A 16,269-nucleotide genomic window follows, 5' to 3' on the forward strand; every position below is an offset into this window, starting at 1 on the left:
GTAAAGCTAACTGTTGTAATGCTAAGGAATAAGTAATGGAAAAGTTGTGGCAAGTAATTGATTTTCTACTCGCTCATAAGTTTATTTTTAGTGCGTTGATTATCACTCTTATATTAATCATTCGCCGAATCACCTTATCTCAAATAAGAGGTGATGTTGCTTTCCTTAGTGAAGACCAACGTAACTGGATGTCACGAACCAAAAACGGCACATTCGCGATTATTGTTGTAACGTTATTTGTGTTGTGGAAATCCGAAATCAGCGAGTTTGCGCTATCTGTCACGGCCATTGCTGTTGCGATAGTAGTGGCTTCAAAAGAGATCATTTTGTGTTTCACCGGTTCTATTCAGCGTGCGAGTTCTCGCTCATTTAGAATCGGCGACTGGATCGAAGTGGGTAAAATAAGCGGTGAGGTGATTGAGCACAATTTGATGGCGACTGTGATTCAAGAAATCGATTTGTATCATGGGCAATATCACTTCACTGGTAAGACAGCCACGCTGCCTAATAGTATGTTCTTCACCTATCCGGTAAAGAACCTCAACTTTATGAAGCGCTATGTTTATCATAACTTTTTTGTGACGGTGAAAGACTTTGTAAACCTATACCCTATGGTGCCGGGTCTTATTGTGAAAATTGAAGAGCATTGTGAAGAGTTTATCGATGTTGCCCGCCGTTATAACGGTGTGATCGAAAAGCACGCTGGCGTTGACCTTCCGGGTTCTGAGCCTCACATCCATATCACGAGCAGTTCGACAGGTGAGCAAGAAGTGCACTTTATGATCTTCTGTCCGACCGAAAAAGCGATTCATTTAGAGCAAGATATTCGTAAAGACTTTATGGAAGCGTACGCGGAAGCATTCCCAACAAGCGCTTAGTTTGCTCATCAGTTTACAGTGACCAAGCTATAGCCTCTAAACTATAGCGACCAAACTATAAGCCCAAACAACAGAAAGCCGAGAGCGATACTATCGACTCTCGGCTTTTTTGTTTTTACTATCTGTTAGCTTAATCTAGGTCAGCGAGAGGTAACCAATCCACTTGTACACCAGCTTGCTCAAACATATCTTGGCTAACTTTAATCTTGTCGCCCCAGCGAGAAAGGAAATCCTCACTTTGCTCTGGGCAGTGAACCGCAGAAATACCGGTTTGGATGATTTTTGCTGCACAGTTTGGACAAGGGAAATGCGTCACCCAGATCTCACAACTGTCCAAATCACGCTTGGCGAATAAGATCGCATTTTCTTCAGCGTGAAGTGTCTTGAGGTACTTCATCTCTCTGTCATCAGTATCCGCACTATCAGACACGCCATGTGGGTAGCCATTAAAACCAACAGAAACAATGCGGTTGTGCTTAGTGATTACGGCGCCGACTTGAGTTGAAGGATCTTTACTCCAAGAACCGACCAATTCCGCCATTTGATAGAAACGTTTAGCCCATTTTGAAATCATGAGAATTCCTTAACAATTAAATGTGAATGCTTATCTGTCTGACAATACATTATGTTAGACAATATCCATAGAGAACAAAAGCTGAGAGATTGATTTACTTAGGAATTGTAGCGTGTTTGTAAGCACTTTATAAGCACTTGGTTTCAATTAACATATTGATACACTTTGGCCAGTTATAATTGATATTCCTCGGACAATGGTAACAGAGGTGTTACGTAAATTTTATGCTGTTCAAATACTAATAAGTGACGGTATAACCATGCGTAAAAAGTTGATCCTTACTGCTCTTGCAAGCTCTCTTATTCTTGCTGGGTGTGGGCAAGATGCTCAAAATGCCAAGCAAGCACCTTTACCTCTCGTAGCTGTACAGGATGTTAGCGTTGTTTCTCACCAGCAAAGTAAGTCGTATATCGGTCGTATAGAAGCCGTTGAAGACACGGCTATTACAGCGCAGGTTTCTGGCTACCTACAAAGCCGTCATTTTAATGAAGGCCAAATGGTTGAAAAGGGTCAATTGCTTTATTCGATTGAACCTTCTTCGTTTGAAGCCGAAGTAGCAAGCGCAAAAGCGTCTGTTGCTCAAGCGAACGCGAACCTTAAAAAAGCTGAGCTTGATTTTAATCGTGGTAAAAACCTACTTCCGAAAGGCAGTATCTCTCAATCTGAATTCGATGCATTAACCGCAAACTTGTTAGGTTCTCAAGCACAGCTTGAAGCAAGCCAAGCACAGCTTAATGCTGCGAATGTTCAGCTTTCTCATACCAAAATCATCGCGCCTTTCTCTGGCCGTATTAGCGATACCAAAGTGAGCACGGGTGATCTGGTTTCGCCGTCTTCAGGTGTACTGACGACTTTGGTTAGCCTAGACCCAATCCACGCATCGTTCAGCATCAGTGAGCGAGAGCGTATTGAGCTGGGTATGGACCGCATCGAAGGCGATGGCAGCAGCGACTCTGCAGGTGTTGAAGTTCAGATCATGCTTGAGAACGGTGAAGCGTTCGAACATCTAGGTCAGCTTGACTTCTTGGGCAACCGTATCAACCTTAATACTGGTACGATCGCGATGCGTGCGATTGCTGATAACCCGAATCAGCAACTACTTCCAGGCCAACACGTTCGCGTTGATCTACGTGAAAAACAACCTATTGATGTTGTGACTATTCCTCGTCGTGCAGTGCAAACCGACCTCGAAGGCGACTTCGTGATGGTATTAGTTGAAGGAGAAGCCGAACCCGTTGCTGAGCGCAGAAACATCGAGATGGGTCGTCAGGTTGAAGGTGGTGTGATTGTTCATTCCGGTCTGGAGAAGAATGACACAGTGATCACTCAAGGCTTACAGCGTGTGCGTAATGGTATGTCCGTTCGCATTCAACCTGCTGCTGAAAAAGCTGAGTAAGGGGCTTATTTATGTTGAGTCGTTTCTTTATTCAAAGGCCCAAGTTTGCCCTTGTCATATCCATAATCTTAACGCTGGCGGGTGCGATTTCTCTCGCTATCTTGCCAGTGGCGGAATATCCAAAAATCAGCCCGCCTTCTGTAAGTGTTACCGCATTCTACACAGGTGCAAGTGCTGAAGTAGTAGAACAGGCGATAGCCGACCCCATAGAAACGTCGGTTAACGGCGTTGAAGATATGATCTACATGTCTTCTAAAAGCGCTAACGATGGTTCATACAACCTTAATGTGACCTTTGATGTTGGTACTGACCCAGATATGGCTCAGGTCAACGTTCAGAACCGAGTTGCTCAAATCGAATCGAAGCTTCCGCAAGAAGTTCGAATGGTGGGTGTCACCGTTAAAAAGCGTTCACCAGACCTTTTGATGGTATTGAACTTCTATTCGCCAAACGGTGAGTACGACGATCAATTCTTGATCAACTACGTTAACCTAAACATTAAAGACCAACTGGCTCGTGTGAAGGGCATCAGTGAAGTTAACGTGTTGGGTGGTGGTGAATACGCGATGCGTGTTTGGTTAGATCCTGAGAAAATGGCTAACCTCAATATCACCACTTCAGACGTGAATCGCGCGTTGGCAGAGCAGAACGTTCAAGTTGCTGCAGGCCGTATTGGTGCTGCACCTTATAACAACGCACAAGAAGTGCAGTTCAACTTGGTAACAAAAGGCCGATTAGAAACAGCTGATGAGTTTGAAAATGTTGTTCTTCGTGCAACTCAAGACGGTTCAACGGTTTACTTAAAAGACATTGCACGTGTTGAGCTTGGTAAAAAGTTCTACGACGGTAATGGTAAATACCGTGGTCAAGATGCGTCGATCGTAACGCTGTCACTTCAATCAGACGCTAACGCGTTGGAAAGTGGCAAAGCTGTGATGGCGATGCTGGAAAACTTAAGCAAGAACTTCCCAGAAGGCGTGGCGTATGAAGCAAGTTACGACACTACACTGTTTGTTGCTGAGTCGATCAAAGGGGTAGTAAAGACCTTAATCGAAGCCATCTTGCTGGTTATTGCGGTAACGTACCTGTTCTTGGGTAGTGCGCGTGCAACCTTGATTCCTGTAGTTGCGATTCCGGTATCTTTGATTGGTACGTTTGCCATCATGCAGATGACGGGTTTCACCATCAACACGGTAACCCTGTTTGGTTTGATACTAGCGATTGGTATCGTAGTAGATGATGCTATCTTGGTTATCGAGAACGTTGATACCACAATGGCTAAAGACCCAACCATTTCACCGCGTAAAGCCACGCTTATTGCGATGAAAGAAGTAACGGGGCCGATCATTACGTCGACCTTGGTTCTACTTGCGGTATTCATCCCTGTTGCAATGCTTCCTGGTATTACTGGCATCATGTACCGTCAGTTCGCTCTGACTATCTGTATCGCGGTTGTTATCTCTTCAATTAACGCATTAACGCTATCACCTGCATTGTGTTCACTGGTTCTTAAGCAGGGTGGTGGTAACACGGCGCGTTGGTACCAAGCATTTAACCGTGGTCTAGAGTCTGTTACTAACAAATACGGTCAAGTGGCTGGCTTCTTAGTTAAGAAAGGCGTTCTGCTGTTCACTTTCTTCTTTGTGGCTTTGGCGGCTGTGACTTATTTTGCGAAGACAACGTCTACGGCGTTTGTACCTCAAGAAGATAAAGGCATTTTGCTGGTTAACGTTCAGCTTCCTGACGCGGCATCCTTGTCTCGAACCGAAGAAGTGACTAAGCAGCTGCTTGAAATGGTTGAACAAGAGCCGGGTGTTGATGGCGTAACACTGGTTAACGGCTACGCATTTATGACGGGCGCTTCTGCGTCGAATGGTGCGTCAATGTTCATCAAGCTTCACGATTGGGACATGCGTAATGCACTGGATGGTCAACACTCTGCTCAGGCTATCTCACAGCGTATTAATGGTCGTGCTGCGACTGAACTTCCTCAAGCTGTCGTGTTTGCGATGGGGCCTCCTGCAGTTCCGGGCATGGGGGCCGCGTCTGGTTTCGAGTTTGTACTTGAAGATACGCTAGGCCGAAGCCGTACTGATCTTGCTATGGTGATGAATGACGTGATAGCTGAGGCGAGCAAACAGCCTGAGATTTCACACACATTCAGTACTTTCCGTGCGAACGTACCTCACTACTATGTCGATATTGACCGTGAGAAAGCGCAGCAATTAGGTATTCCGTTGTCGGAAATTTTCCAAACACTACAAGGTAACCTTGGTTCGTTGTACGTGAACGACTTCACCATGTTTGGTAAGAACTTCCGCGTAACCATGCAAGCTGACAGTGAACACCGTAGCAGCATGGACGACCTACAACGATTCCACGTTCGTTCGTCTAATGGCGAGATGATCCCGTTAAGCACATTGGTGACTTACGATCAGATCTTCGAACCAGATGTAGCATGGCGTTACAACATGTACCGCAGTGCCGTGATTCAAGGTCAACCTGCAGAAGGTTACTCAAGTGGTGATGCGATTGCGGCAATGGAACGCGTAGCTGCAGAAGTATTGCCTCAGGGGTATCAGTACGAATGGACAGGCATGGCTTACCAAGAAGTACTAGCAGGTAACCAAGCGATCTTTGCTTTCGCACTGGCTCTGATCTTCATCTACCTGTTTATGGTGGCTCAATACGAGAGTTGGACAATTCCGATTGCGATTATCCTCGTGGTACCTGTCGCAACCTTAGGCTCCTTCTTGGCATTGAATCTAACGGGCACTCCGCTGAACCTTTATGCACAAATAGGTTTGGTTCTCTTGATAGCCTTGGCCGCGAAGAACGCAATCTTGATTGTGGAATTCGCAAAGGTAGAGCGTGAAGAGAAAGACGCACCGATTGAAGATGCGGCGGTGAAGGGCGGTACTTTACGTTTCCGTGCTGTGAACATGACGTCTTGGTCGTTCATCTTAGGTATCTTCCCGCTTATCTTTGCTGCGGGCGCAGGTCACGTGAGTCAGAACTCTTTGGGTATTTCACTGATCGGCGGCCTGTTATGTGTGTTACTGGCGGGTACGTTCCTAATCCCTGGCTTCTACGCATTCGTGCAACGTAAGCGTGAGAAAGCACACGGTGGTAATACCAAGCTGGTTCCGCTTGATGACGAATAGGGGATTGAGTGTCTTGTAAGATTCGTCTCTTACAAGACCAACCCTCGGAAAACTAATTCCTTGTAAAAACTAAGGTTTAGCATTGCGCTAAGCCTTTTTTTATTCCACTTATGAATAAAAACGCCTTTTATATAAACAAATGTTTGTCATGTGATAGAGCTAACACTCTAATTTGGGTTTTGTAATAAAATGATGTTTTATTGGTAAGTATATGTTTAATATGATTTTAACAAGGTTCAGCTAACGGTTGTATGCTCGAAAACATTTGCACAATAGTGTGAAGTGTTTCAAAATTACGAAGTTATATTGAAATTTTTTGTGCATTGAGGTTCTTATGAAAGTCATTGATTTATTTAAACACCGAGGCGATAGCATGTCTTCGCAACACTCAGAGTTTATGCAATGGATGTCTCCAGCTCTTAGAGATTACTGGGGCGACTTTCTTAATCGTACGCAAAATAGCCATTTCTTTGCGTGGGTTCGTGATCACCACAAACCTGCTGTCAATGAAGATGCACCAGAGATGCCGGTGGAACAGCCGATCGTACTTAAGCCAGAAGCACAACTTGTGTTTGATGAGCTTAATCAACAGATCGGTGAAGTCATCCATACTGGCGACTGGATCAATGTAAGTCAAGACCGTATTAACCAGTTCGGCCTTGTTACTGAAGATATGCAGTGGATTCACACTGAGCCTGAAAAAGCGGAAACAGACTCTCCGTTCAAAACAACCATCGCACATGGTTTTTTAACTTTATCTCTGCTTCCTCGATTGACTGACAGTGTTGACCCTGACAAGTCTCAATTCCCAACAGCGAAGATGGTCGTAAACATTGGTCTTAACCAAGTACGTTTCCCATACCCTGTTAAATCGGGCAGTAATGTTCGTGCTAAAAGTACGCTAACAAAAGTAACGCCAATTAAGAAAGGCCTAGAGATTGAACGCGAAATTCGCGTCGAAATCGAAGGTATTCGTCGTCCTGGCGCTGTGATCGTTTCAGTGATTCAACTTCACTTCTAAACGAACCATATAGATTCCAAAAAAAAGAGAGAGCTTAATGCTCTCTCTTTTTTTTCATAAGATAAAACTCACTCACTTATTTAATGCGAGTGTAGCCGTACTCTTCGATAAGGTCTTGCCCTTGCTTTGACTTCACGAACTTGATGAAGTCTTTGCTCTCGTCAGAAACTGAGTCTGTCTTGTGCAGCAACAAGAATGGGCGAGCCAATTCATAGCTGTGGTTAGCAATGTTCTTAGATGTTGGCTCTACGCCTTCAAATGTAATTGCTTTAATCGAACGGTCGATTGAACCAACAGAGATAAAACCAATCGCGTGTGGGTTATGGTTAACAATCGTTTTAACCATGCTGTTGCTGTTTACAACCAAGTTATTTGGGTTGATGTCAGACACTAGACGGTCATTAATGATCTTCGTTAAACCAAGCAAGCTTTCGAAGCTATAGCGTGAGCCAGAAGACGCTTCGCGAGTGACAACTGCGATAGGCTGATCTGCGCCACCCACAGCTTTCCAGTTCGTGATTTTGCCTTTGTAGATATCGAACAGCTGCCCACGTGTAACGTTGCTTACAGCGTTTGAGCGGTTAGTTACTACAGCTAGGCCGTCAAAGGCAATTGGAAATACCTTCAACTTCTCGTCTTGTTCGCGGTCGGTTAAATAACGCGAGCTCATACCGATGTCAGAGACACCTTTATTAACCATGGTAATACCTGCTGTAGAACCAATGCCCTGAACCGCAATATAGTTATCAGGGTGAGTCTTGTTGTACTCCTCAGCTAATACATCCATCACTCGTGATACTGAAGTGGAGCCCGAAATAGTGGTTTCTTGTGCTAAAGCAGCATGAGAAGACAGGGCTAAGGATAAAAGAGAGGCAAGCGCGACTCGTAACATAAACAACTCCTAGTTAATAACATTTGTCGCATATGATAGGTCGGTTATATGACACTTTTGTGAAATTCCATACTCTCGATGTATAGCTGTTCGCTTGATGAGTCGTAGCTTTCTGGGTTTCCGAAAGCAAGATTCGTTTCTGGGAGCAGGGCAGGTATTTTGATTACGCTTGTTCGCTAAAATGTTTGTTGAGTCCTAAGCTAAGTAGAGGAATTCACTACTTAGAAGTTTCTATGAAGTTTCTATGAAGTTACAAGGGGTGTTATGTCCGTCATTCATATCGAGCTGAATCGTCTTTTAATTGGGGCCGAGAGGCTCTGTACATCTCGAAATCGAAGTTTACCTGTCGAGCTAGGCAAATCCCTATATGAAGAGTGTGAGGGTGGTGTGCTGTTTTCTCAGGCGCATTATCTACTCGACTCATCTCACAGTGATTATACAAACGAGATCGTCTGCGTGACTTTTGATGAGTCGCTGTCTTGTTGGTTAGTGATGGTGCCGCTTGAAGGGGATGTCGAAACCGACTCTGTGAATTGGGGGCCGTATCCGTACCTTCCTAAATCGAAGGATCTTGATGCTATTTTGGCGGAAATAGAAAAAGACCCTAAATCGTACTTCTGGTCATAGTCACTCTGTTTTCACGTTTGCTGGTGGCCTGCTCGCAAAGCTGAATCAATGAGTATCAAAACTCAACCACTGAATCCCAAAGCCAAATCATCTCATCCCACACCCAAGTGGCTTAATATTGAAGCCACTTGGTTTACACCAGTTCCCAACTAAGACGTCCACATCAATCTATCGCTTTGTTTCTTTAAACTTGCGGCTTTACGCTCTGCAGTTGTGCTTGTGCCACTAGCGATCGGAAGTCTTTTGGTGTTTTTCCGTGATACGTTTTAAAGGCCGTGCTGAAGTGAGCGGCACTTTTAAAGCCTGACTCATACGCGATTTGAGTGATCGACTTATCCGATGTTCTTAGCTGAGTGGCTGCATGAGCAATACGTTTTATCTTTAATAAGTTTGAGAACGACAGATCTTCAGCCGATAAGCGACGTTTAAGCGTAGCCGGTGACATTCCCATGTAACTGGCGAGCGTATCCAAAGAGATATTGTTTTCAATGTTTTGCTCGATGTAATGAATGACTCTTTGGGTCACGGTTAACCTTGAAGCTCGAGCAATAATAGCCAATAGAGCTGGGTACTGTTCCACCATCAAAGACAGCAAACTTAAGCCTAATTGAGTGAGTGCGTAGTCATTCTGAGAAGAAGAGTTGGCCAGTGACATGATGAGATCTTTCAACTGACAGAGCTCAGTATCCGTTTGATTGAACTTAATGTACTTGTCTGGGATTCGAGCGGACTCTAAATCGCTGAACTGATTAATGAACTTTTGAAAGATAGCCAAATCAAAATCTAAGCAGGTTGCGCTGAATTCGCCATTTTCAGTGTTAACCGTGATGTCTTTAATCTGACCAGAATTGTAAAGGGTGAAATCTCCCGCTTGCAACGAGGCTTGAGTACCATTGGGCAACACAAAAGAAATGCTGCCTTTCGACACTATAAAGATACCGTTTTTAGAAGCAGGATAACGTTCTCGTCTCCTGGGAATGAAGTTTCTGAACTGAGTAACTGTGATTGATGACATAGTGAGCTTCTTTGACGTTGTAAATTGATTGCTTATTGATTGTTTTTTTTAAGTATTGTTTAAGCATGAGACATTTACAAAAAAGGCGCTAATAATTAGCGCCTTTAGAAGTGAACCTTTGAAGCTTTTGACCTTGAAAGCTCTAACCTTGTAAGCTTTGACCTTGAAAGCCGTAACCTTGAAAGCTGTAGCTGTTAAAGCCTTTAAGCTTCGGTTTCGTTTGTCGTTTCAGGCTCGCTAGGCAAGTCCGCAAATACTTGAGTAGGTTTTGCTACTAAGTTACGGTTTTCCTGATTAACTTCAGAGAGAACTACTTCTAAAACGTCTCCCAGTTTGTATACCATTTCTTTATCGATAGATACAGTACCCATATCACCGTTGCACTCTATTCTTTCTTTATTATTAAGAATGAGAGATCCAGGGATAAATGCAGCAGCACCATTTTCAAGTAAACGTACACGCATACCTGCACGGTTAATATCGAAAATCTCAGCTTGGAAACGAGTTTCTTCTGCTGGAGCATTGGCTAGAGTGCGAGCATACAACCAATCGCCAACATTACGCTCAGCCATGCCGTGGTGACGGCGGTGCAGGGCAAGTTCATCACCGATAGTTTCATCTGGTGTTTGAATTGGCGCTTTACCTAAGATGTGTGCTTTAAGCATACGGTGGTTAATCATGTCGCCATATTTACGAATTGGAGAAGTCCAAGTTGCGTAAATATCTAATCCCATCGCGTAGTGCGGTGCAGGCTCATTGCTGATCTCGCTATACGCTTGGAATTTACGAATACGGTTGTCGTAGTAGCTGTTATCTAAAGAACCTAACCAACGACGTAGAGTAGCAAAACCTTCTAGAGAAATGATTTGCTCTTCAGTGAACGGCGTTTCCGCTTGCGGGTTTACCAGTTCAAGAACGTCGGAGATTTTCTCAGCCTTGAAACCAGAATGGCAGTTAAACACACCTTGGTTGAAGCTCTCTTTTAGTACTCGGCCCGCACAGATGTTCGCGCTGATCATTGATTCTTCAACCAGCTTGTTTGCGCTACGACGCATGTCAGCGTGGATAGCGACAACATCGTTATCTTCGCTCAGTTCAAAGCGGTAGTCAGGGCGATCTGGGAACACAACAGCGTTTGCTGAGCGCCATGCTGAACGTGCTTGAGCAAATTGGTGAAGATCAGAAACAATTGCAGCAATCTCTTCTGATGGTTGCCATTTCTCTGATGCACCTGTTTCTAGCCAGTCTGATACGTTGTCGTAAGCAAGACGAGCATGAGATTTGATGTTTGCAGCGAAGAAGTTAATGTCATCACCGATAACGCCATCTTTAGATACCGTTACTGTGCAGCAAAGTGCAGGACGAACTTCGTTCTCGATCAGTGAACATAGGTTGTCAGCAAGATCACGAGGCAACATTGGGATGTTGCGACCAGGAAGGTAGATAGTGAAACCGCGCTCGCGTGCCACTTTATCCATCGCATCATCTGGAGAGATGTAAGCCGTTGGATCAGCAATTGCGATAGTCAGTTCAAAATCACCGTTCTCTTTCTTCTTCGCGTAAAGCGCGTCATCCATATCTTTTGTGCTTTCGCCATCGATAGTCACAAAAGGGACGTGCGTCATGTCTACACGTTCAAGATCGGCGTCATCGTTGATTAGCCAGTTGTCGATGCCTTCAGGCTCGCTGTTTGGTAGATCGTTTTGTGCCAGCGTTACCCACCAAGGTGCAATCTTGTCGTCAGCGTCTGTGATTTTCTCAGAGATCTGAGCCAAGAAACCATTGTCACCTTTTAATGGGTGTTGAACGATATGAGCAACAACCCAGTCACCTTCTTTAAGCGTTTCAGGGTTTAGACCCTTCATTGCTTTCGCTTTAAGTTGCAGTTTTTTGAGCTGCGGGTGATCAGGAACAACGTTCAATCGGCCTTTGAAAAGCTTAACTCGTGCAATAAAGCGAGTAAGACCTTGTTCAACCAATTCCTCAGGCTCTGCTACTTCGCGCTCTTTCTCTGTGCGAATGATGGCAATCACCTTGTCACCGTGCACACATTTCTTCATGTACGGAGGCGGGATAAAGAAGCTTGTTTTGCTATCAACTTCGAGAAAACCAAAACCTTTTTCAGTGGCTTTGATGGTACCTTCCTTTTTAGGGAGGGTTTCTTGGATTTGCTGCTTGAGCTGAGCGAGTAGAGGATTATCTTGAAACATTTTGACTTTTATCTATCGAGGACAATTGAGCACACTATAATCATTGCGAGGCTTGATTACTACTTAAAGGCGAAGTGAGCGTTAATTAATTGCCCTCTTATTTAACTAGGTCAATTTGCTAGGAGATGGGTGCTGTGACGAGATATTCATCAAGTTTTGACGATATGATAACCAGTATTGATGTAAAAGCGAGAAATATGTGATGTATTTCAATTTTTTCTGGATTTTTTTATGCATTTAGGGAATAATCCGCCTCCCTTAGACGTCCCTAATGGCTTGAAGTGTTTTATTACTGCTTCGTAACTCTGAATGGAATCAGTATCTGATTGGATCAGTATTGGAATTGATAGAGCTCCCGGGACCTTTTGTTTACTTATATATAGTGGGATCCCAATGTCCGAATCTGTAATTCAATTTAATGAATTAGCCCTAAACGATAACATTCTTTCAGCTCTTGATAGCATGGGTTTCGTTTCTCCGACTCCAATCCAAGCAGCAGCTATTCCTCTTCTTCTTGAAGGCCGTGACGCACTAGGTAAAGCACAGACTGGTACTGGTAAAACAGCAGCATTCTCTCTGCCTTTACTTAACAAAATCAACCTGAACCAACACAAACCACAAGCAATCATCATGGCTCCTACTCGTGAGCTAGCGATTCAAGTTGCTGCGGAAATCAAAAACCTTGGCCGTGATATCAAAGGTCTTAAAGTTATTGAAATCTACGGTGGTGCTTCAATTGTTGACCAAATGCGTGCTCTAAGCCGCGGTGCTCACATTGTTGTTGGTACTCCAGGTCGTGTTAAAGACTTACTAACTCGTGACCGTCTACACCTAGATGAAGCACACACATTTGTTCTTGATGAAGCAGATGAAATGCTGAAAATGGGCTTCGTAGATGACGTTACTTGGATCCTAGAGCAAGCTCCAGAATCTGCACAACGTGTACTTTTCTCTGCAACTATGCCTCCAATGGTTAAGACTATTGTTGACCGTTACCTACGTAACCCGGCTAAAGTTGACGTTGCTGGTACTAACCACACAGTTGATAAAGTAGCGCAGAACTTCTGGGTTGTTAAAGGCGTAGAAAAAGACGAAGCAATGTCTCGTCTTCTAGAAACTGAAGAAACTGACGCGTCAATCGTATTCGTACGTACTCGTCAAGACACTGAGCGTCTAGCTGATTGGCTATCTGCACGTGGCTTCAAAGCTGCTGCACTGCACGGTGATATTCCTCAGTCTCTACGTGAGCGTACTGTTGATCACATCAAACAAGGTGTTATCGACATCCTAGTTGCAACTGACGTTGTAGCTCGTGGTCTTGATGTTCCACGTATCACTCACGTATTCAACTACGACATCCCATTCGATGTTGAATCTTACATCCACCGTATTGGTCGTACTGGCCGTGCTGGACGTAAAGGTAAAGCGATCCTACTAGTTCGCACTAACCAAATTCGCATGCTTCGCACAATCGAGCGCGTAACTAAGTCTCAAATGGAAGAAATTCAACTTCCTCTACGTGACCAAGTTGCTGCTGCACGTGTTGCTAAGCTTGGCGCTGAACTTGAAACTGAGAAAGAAAGCAAAGCACTAGAAAACTTTGCAGGTCTTATCTCTACTCTTCAAGAGTCTCTAGAAGTTGATGCTGCTACTCTAGCTGCAATGCTTCTTAAGCGTCAGCAAGGTAAGAGCCCACTATTCTACGTTGGCGAAGACCCAATGATCGCTGCTATTGAGCGTGATAAGAACCGTCGCAAAGAGCGTCGTGAAGATCGTGACAACGGCCGTGACGGTGGTGGTCGCAACTTCAATACTCAAGATTGGGATACTTACCAACTACAAGTTGGCCGTGAGCAAGGCGTTCAGGTTAAAGACATCGTTGGCGCACTAGCAAACGAACTTGGCCTAACTAAAGGTTCTATCGGTGCTATCAAGCTAGACCAAGGTTCTACTTACGTTCAACTGCCAAAAGCAATGAACTCTGAAACTGCTGGTAAGCTAAGCAAACTTCGCATTCGTCAAAAAGAAGCTGGCGCTGTAGTTGTTGATTTCAATGACTTCCGTGAGCCTCGTCGTGGCGGCGGCGGTCGTGATGGCAACCGTGGTGGCAACCGTGGCGGTCGTGATGGTGGCGGCTACCGTGGTAACCGTGAAGGCGGCAACCGCGAAGGTGGTAACCGTGAAGGCGGTCGTGGTGGATACCGTGGCAACCGTGATGGTGCTCGCGATGGTAACTCTGCTGGCGGACGTGATGGCGAACGTCGTTTCGACCGTAACCGTGGTGGCGATCACCGTGGTAACTTCCGTGGCGAACGTGGCCATGGTAACGGCAATGGCGGTGGTAACCGTGGTCGTCGTCCAGAGCGCAACGAAGGTTAATCAACCTGTCGCTTAGACGCTTTAGGTCTAGACACTGAATTTAAAAGCCGAGCGTAATGCTCGGCTTTTTTGTGCCTGCTATTTGAACATAAGCTTTGGTTGGCTCGATATTCGTAGCTAACTTACTTTAATCAAGCTTCGTTCCTGTAACTATGCTTCGTCCATGAAACTAAGCATCGCGCCTAGAACGAATGTTAGTGCCAAAACTTAGCTGTATCGCGTTCTAAGCCTATACCAAAAGAACGTGCTACAAGGTGCTGAAACAAAGAGTGAAGGCTATCTAAGCGTCGTTACAGTGCATCTATTCGTAGAGTTGTGCTCGAAGGCAATCAAAATAAGATCAGATCACTATTCTCAACTTCAGTGAGCTTTTTGATGCAAACACTGAGCAATTGAGAAATCGAGCAAAAAGTTATCGGTAATGATAAGCAGACGAAAGGGAAGGGTGGTTGTTTTTCAAGCGGATCACCTGCATTTGTTCGAGTCGCTTTAATTAACTGAATCAAGTTAAAAATAACGTGAGCACTCGTTTGCGTCACCTGTTCATTAATTTTCTTATTCAACTATTTTTTAATTCCGCTCTCGAAATAAATAATTTAATGACCAAGATCAACTTAATTGTGTTCATTTAGTGATTTTTTCAAAACAAAAGTTGAAAGATTCAAAAATTATTGAATAATGGACTTAACTAAAATTGAAGTAAACACTTCATCCAATTCGTACTGAAACAGGATCCATATCCAATGTCTAATTCGTTTGTTCTGGTTATTAACTCGGGTAGTTCATCCCTAAAATTTGCTGTAATCGATTCTGTTTCTGGTGAAGCAGTATTAAGTGGCCTAGGGGAGTGTTTTGGTCTTGAAGATGCTCGTATGAGCTGGAAATATCAAGGCGAGAAAACTGAAATTGCCATTCAAGGCGAAGATAACCACCACAAAATTGCCATTGGCAAATTGGTTGGCCTGATGGAAGATCTAGGCTTCACGGCTGATATCGTGGCTATCGGTCACCGTATCGTTCACGGTGGTGAGAAGTTCACTCAAACCGTTCGTATTACTGAAGAAGTAACGAACGAAATTGAAAGCCTATCTGACCTAGCTCCACTTCATAACCCTGCAGGTGCTGTCGGCATTCGTGCTGCGATTGAAGCTTTCCCTTCTCTACCTCAATTTGCTGTATTTGATACGGCTTTCCACCAAACAATGCCACAACGTGCATTCACTGGTGCAATCGCAAAAGAGCTATACACAGACTTTGGCGTACGTCGCTACGGTTTCCACGGAACCAGTCATTACTTCGTCAGCCGTGAAGCGGCGAAAATGCTCAACAAGCCAGTGGAAGAGTCTAATTTCATCTCTGTTCACTTGGGTAATGGCGCATCGGTATGTGCGATTAAAGACGGTAACAGTGTTGATACTTCAATGGGCTTCACACCACTTTCAGGCCTAATGATGGGCACACGTTGTGGTGACCTAGACCCAGGCATCATCGAATACCTACTTAAGAAAGGCTGGTCACAAGAGCAAGTATTTAACTCTCTAAACAAGGAGTCTGGCTTCCTTGGCGTGTCTGGTCTTACGAGCGATGCTCGTGGCATCTTAGAAGCAATGGAAGAGGGCCACGAAGGCGCTAAGCTTGCGTTTGAGGTGTTTACTTACCGCGTAGCGAAATACGTTGCTTCTTACCTAGCAACGCTAGATTCTTTAGACGGTATCATCTTCACTGGTGGTATCGGTGAGAACTCTCTACCAATTCGTCGTGAGATCTTAAACAACCTTAAGATTCTAGGTTTCGTTGAAGATGTAGCAGGTAACGAATCTGCTCGCTTTGGTGCTGAAGGGATCATCGCTAAGTCTGAAATGTTAGACGCAGTAGCAATGGTTATCCCAACCAACGAAGAATTCGTGATTGCTCAACAGTCGGTTGAACTGCTGTAATTTTTTCAAAAACAGATAGTTAAAAGCGAGCTTAGTGCTCGCTTTTTTGATCTTATATGTTGGATAGACCATCGCTAAGTGGCCTTATAGCGAGATAGTCAAAACTCATTCTATTGATTTCGGCAAATCATTTTGTAGCTTCAAACTAGTGATGTTAGGGCTGGCTTGTGATGCCC

At 44.4% G+C, this 16,269-nt stretch carries 11 protein-coding genes; 7 read left to right on the top strand and 4 right to left on the bottom strand.

The window, feature by feature from the left end; translation table 11 throughout:
• Window positions 1–35: 35 nt before the first annotated feature.
• Window positions 36–878 carry a mechanosensitive ion channel family protein gene (locus AB4154_RS21370; RefSeq protein ID WP_372124059.1) on the top strand — a complete coding sequence of 281 codons (843 nt, stop codon included), beginning with the start codon at window positions 36–38 and terminating at the stop codon, window positions 876–878.
• A gap of 130 nt (window positions 879–1,008) precedes the next feature.
• Here the strand turns inward: AB4154_RS21370 and AB4154_RS21375 are convergent, their stop codons facing one another.
• Window positions 1,009–1,452 (bottom strand): dCMP deaminase family protein, encoded by a 444-nt coding sequence (locus AB4154_RS21375; RefSeq protein WP_004737813.1) that lies wholly within the window; start codon window positions 1,450–1,452, stop codon window positions 1,009–1,011.
• 259 nt (window positions 1,453–1,711) lie between these two features.
• Here AB4154_RS21375 and AB4154_RS21380 point away from each other — a divergent pair, with 259 nt between their 5' ends.
• The 3 genes from AB4154_RS21380 (at window position 1,712) to AB4154_RS21390 (ending at window position 7,033) form a co-directional block, all read left to right on the top strand.
• Complete coding sequence (locus AB4154_RS21380; RefSeq protein ID WP_136973992.1) at window positions 1,712–2,848, top strand: efflux RND transporter periplasmic adaptor subunit; 1,137 nt, start codon at window positions 1,712–1,714, stop codon at window positions 2,846–2,848.
• A gap of 11 nt (window positions 2,849–2,859) precedes the next feature.
• Window positions 2,860–6,012, top strand: coding sequence for an efflux RND transporter permease subunit (locus AB4154_RS21385; protein ID WP_372106317.1), 3,153 nt, complete (start codon window positions 2,860–2,862; stop codon window positions 6,010–6,012).
• A 334-nt stretch (window positions 6,013–6,346) separates the two neighbouring features.
• Window positions 6,347–7,033, top strand: a complete 687-nt coding sequence (locus AB4154_RS21390; RefSeq protein WP_017059493.1) for a MaoC family dehydratase — start codon at window positions 6,347–6,349, stop codon at window positions 7,031–7,033.
• A 76-nt stretch (window positions 7,034–7,109) separates the two neighbouring features.
• On the opposite strand, the gene AB4154_RS21395 is transcribed toward AB4154_RS21390, so the two are convergent.
• Complete coding sequence (locus tag AB4154_RS21395) at window positions 7,110–7,925, bottom strand: phosphate ABC transporter substrate-binding protein (protein WP_372124061.1); 816 nt, start codon at window positions 7,923–7,925, stop codon at window positions 7,110–7,112.
• A gap of 264 nt (window positions 7,926–8,189) precedes the next feature.
• Here AB4154_RS21395 and AB4154_RS21400 point away from each other — a divergent pair, with 264 nt between their 5' ends.
• Window positions 8,190–8,552, top strand: a complete 363-nt coding sequence (locus tag AB4154_RS21400; RefSeq protein WP_017059495.1) for a DUF3024 domain-containing protein — start codon at window positions 8,190–8,192, stop codon at window positions 8,550–8,552.
• Window positions 8,553–8,736: 184 nt separating this feature from the next.
• Here the strand turns inward: AB4154_RS21400 and AB4154_RS21405 are convergent, their stop codons facing one another.
• A complete protein-coding gene (locus AB4154_RS21405) occupies window positions 8,737–9,567 on the bottom strand; it encodes an AraC family transcriptional regulator (protein WP_017064362.1) in 831 nt (276 codons plus the stop codon).
• A 203-nt stretch (window positions 9,568–9,770) separates the two neighbouring features.
• Window positions 9,771–11,777: an exoribonuclease II gene (rnb, locus tag AB4154_RS21410; protein ID WP_017059497.1), complete on the bottom strand. Its 2,007-nt coding sequence runs from the start codon at window positions 11,775–11,777 to the stop codon at window positions 9,771–9,773.
• A 309-nt stretch (window positions 11,778–12,086) separates the two neighbouring features.
• Here rnb and AB4154_RS21415 point away from each other — a divergent pair, with 309 nt between their 5' ends.
• Together AB4154_RS21415 and AB4154_RS21420 are read left to right on the top strand one after the other, a co-directional pair.
• Entirely contained in the window at window positions 12,087–14,156 is a 2,070-nt protein-coding gene (locus AB4154_RS21415) for a DEAD/DEAH box helicase (protein ID WP_080582207.1), read from the top strand.
• A 743-nt stretch (window positions 14,157–14,899) separates the two neighbouring features.
• On the top strand, window positions 14,900–16,093 hold the full coding sequence (locus tag AB4154_RS21420; protein WP_171733285.1) for an acetate/propionate family kinase: 1,194 nt from the start codon (window positions 14,900–14,902) through the stop codon (window positions 16,091–16,093).
• Window positions 16,094–16,269: the final 176 nt, after the last annotated feature.

The sequence above is a fragment of the Vibrio sp. 10N.286.51.B11 genome (assembly GCF_041469245.1).
Taxonomy (GTDB): Bacteria; Pseudomonadota; Gammaproteobacteria; order Enterobacterales; family Vibrionaceae; genus Vibrio; species Vibrio crassostreae_C.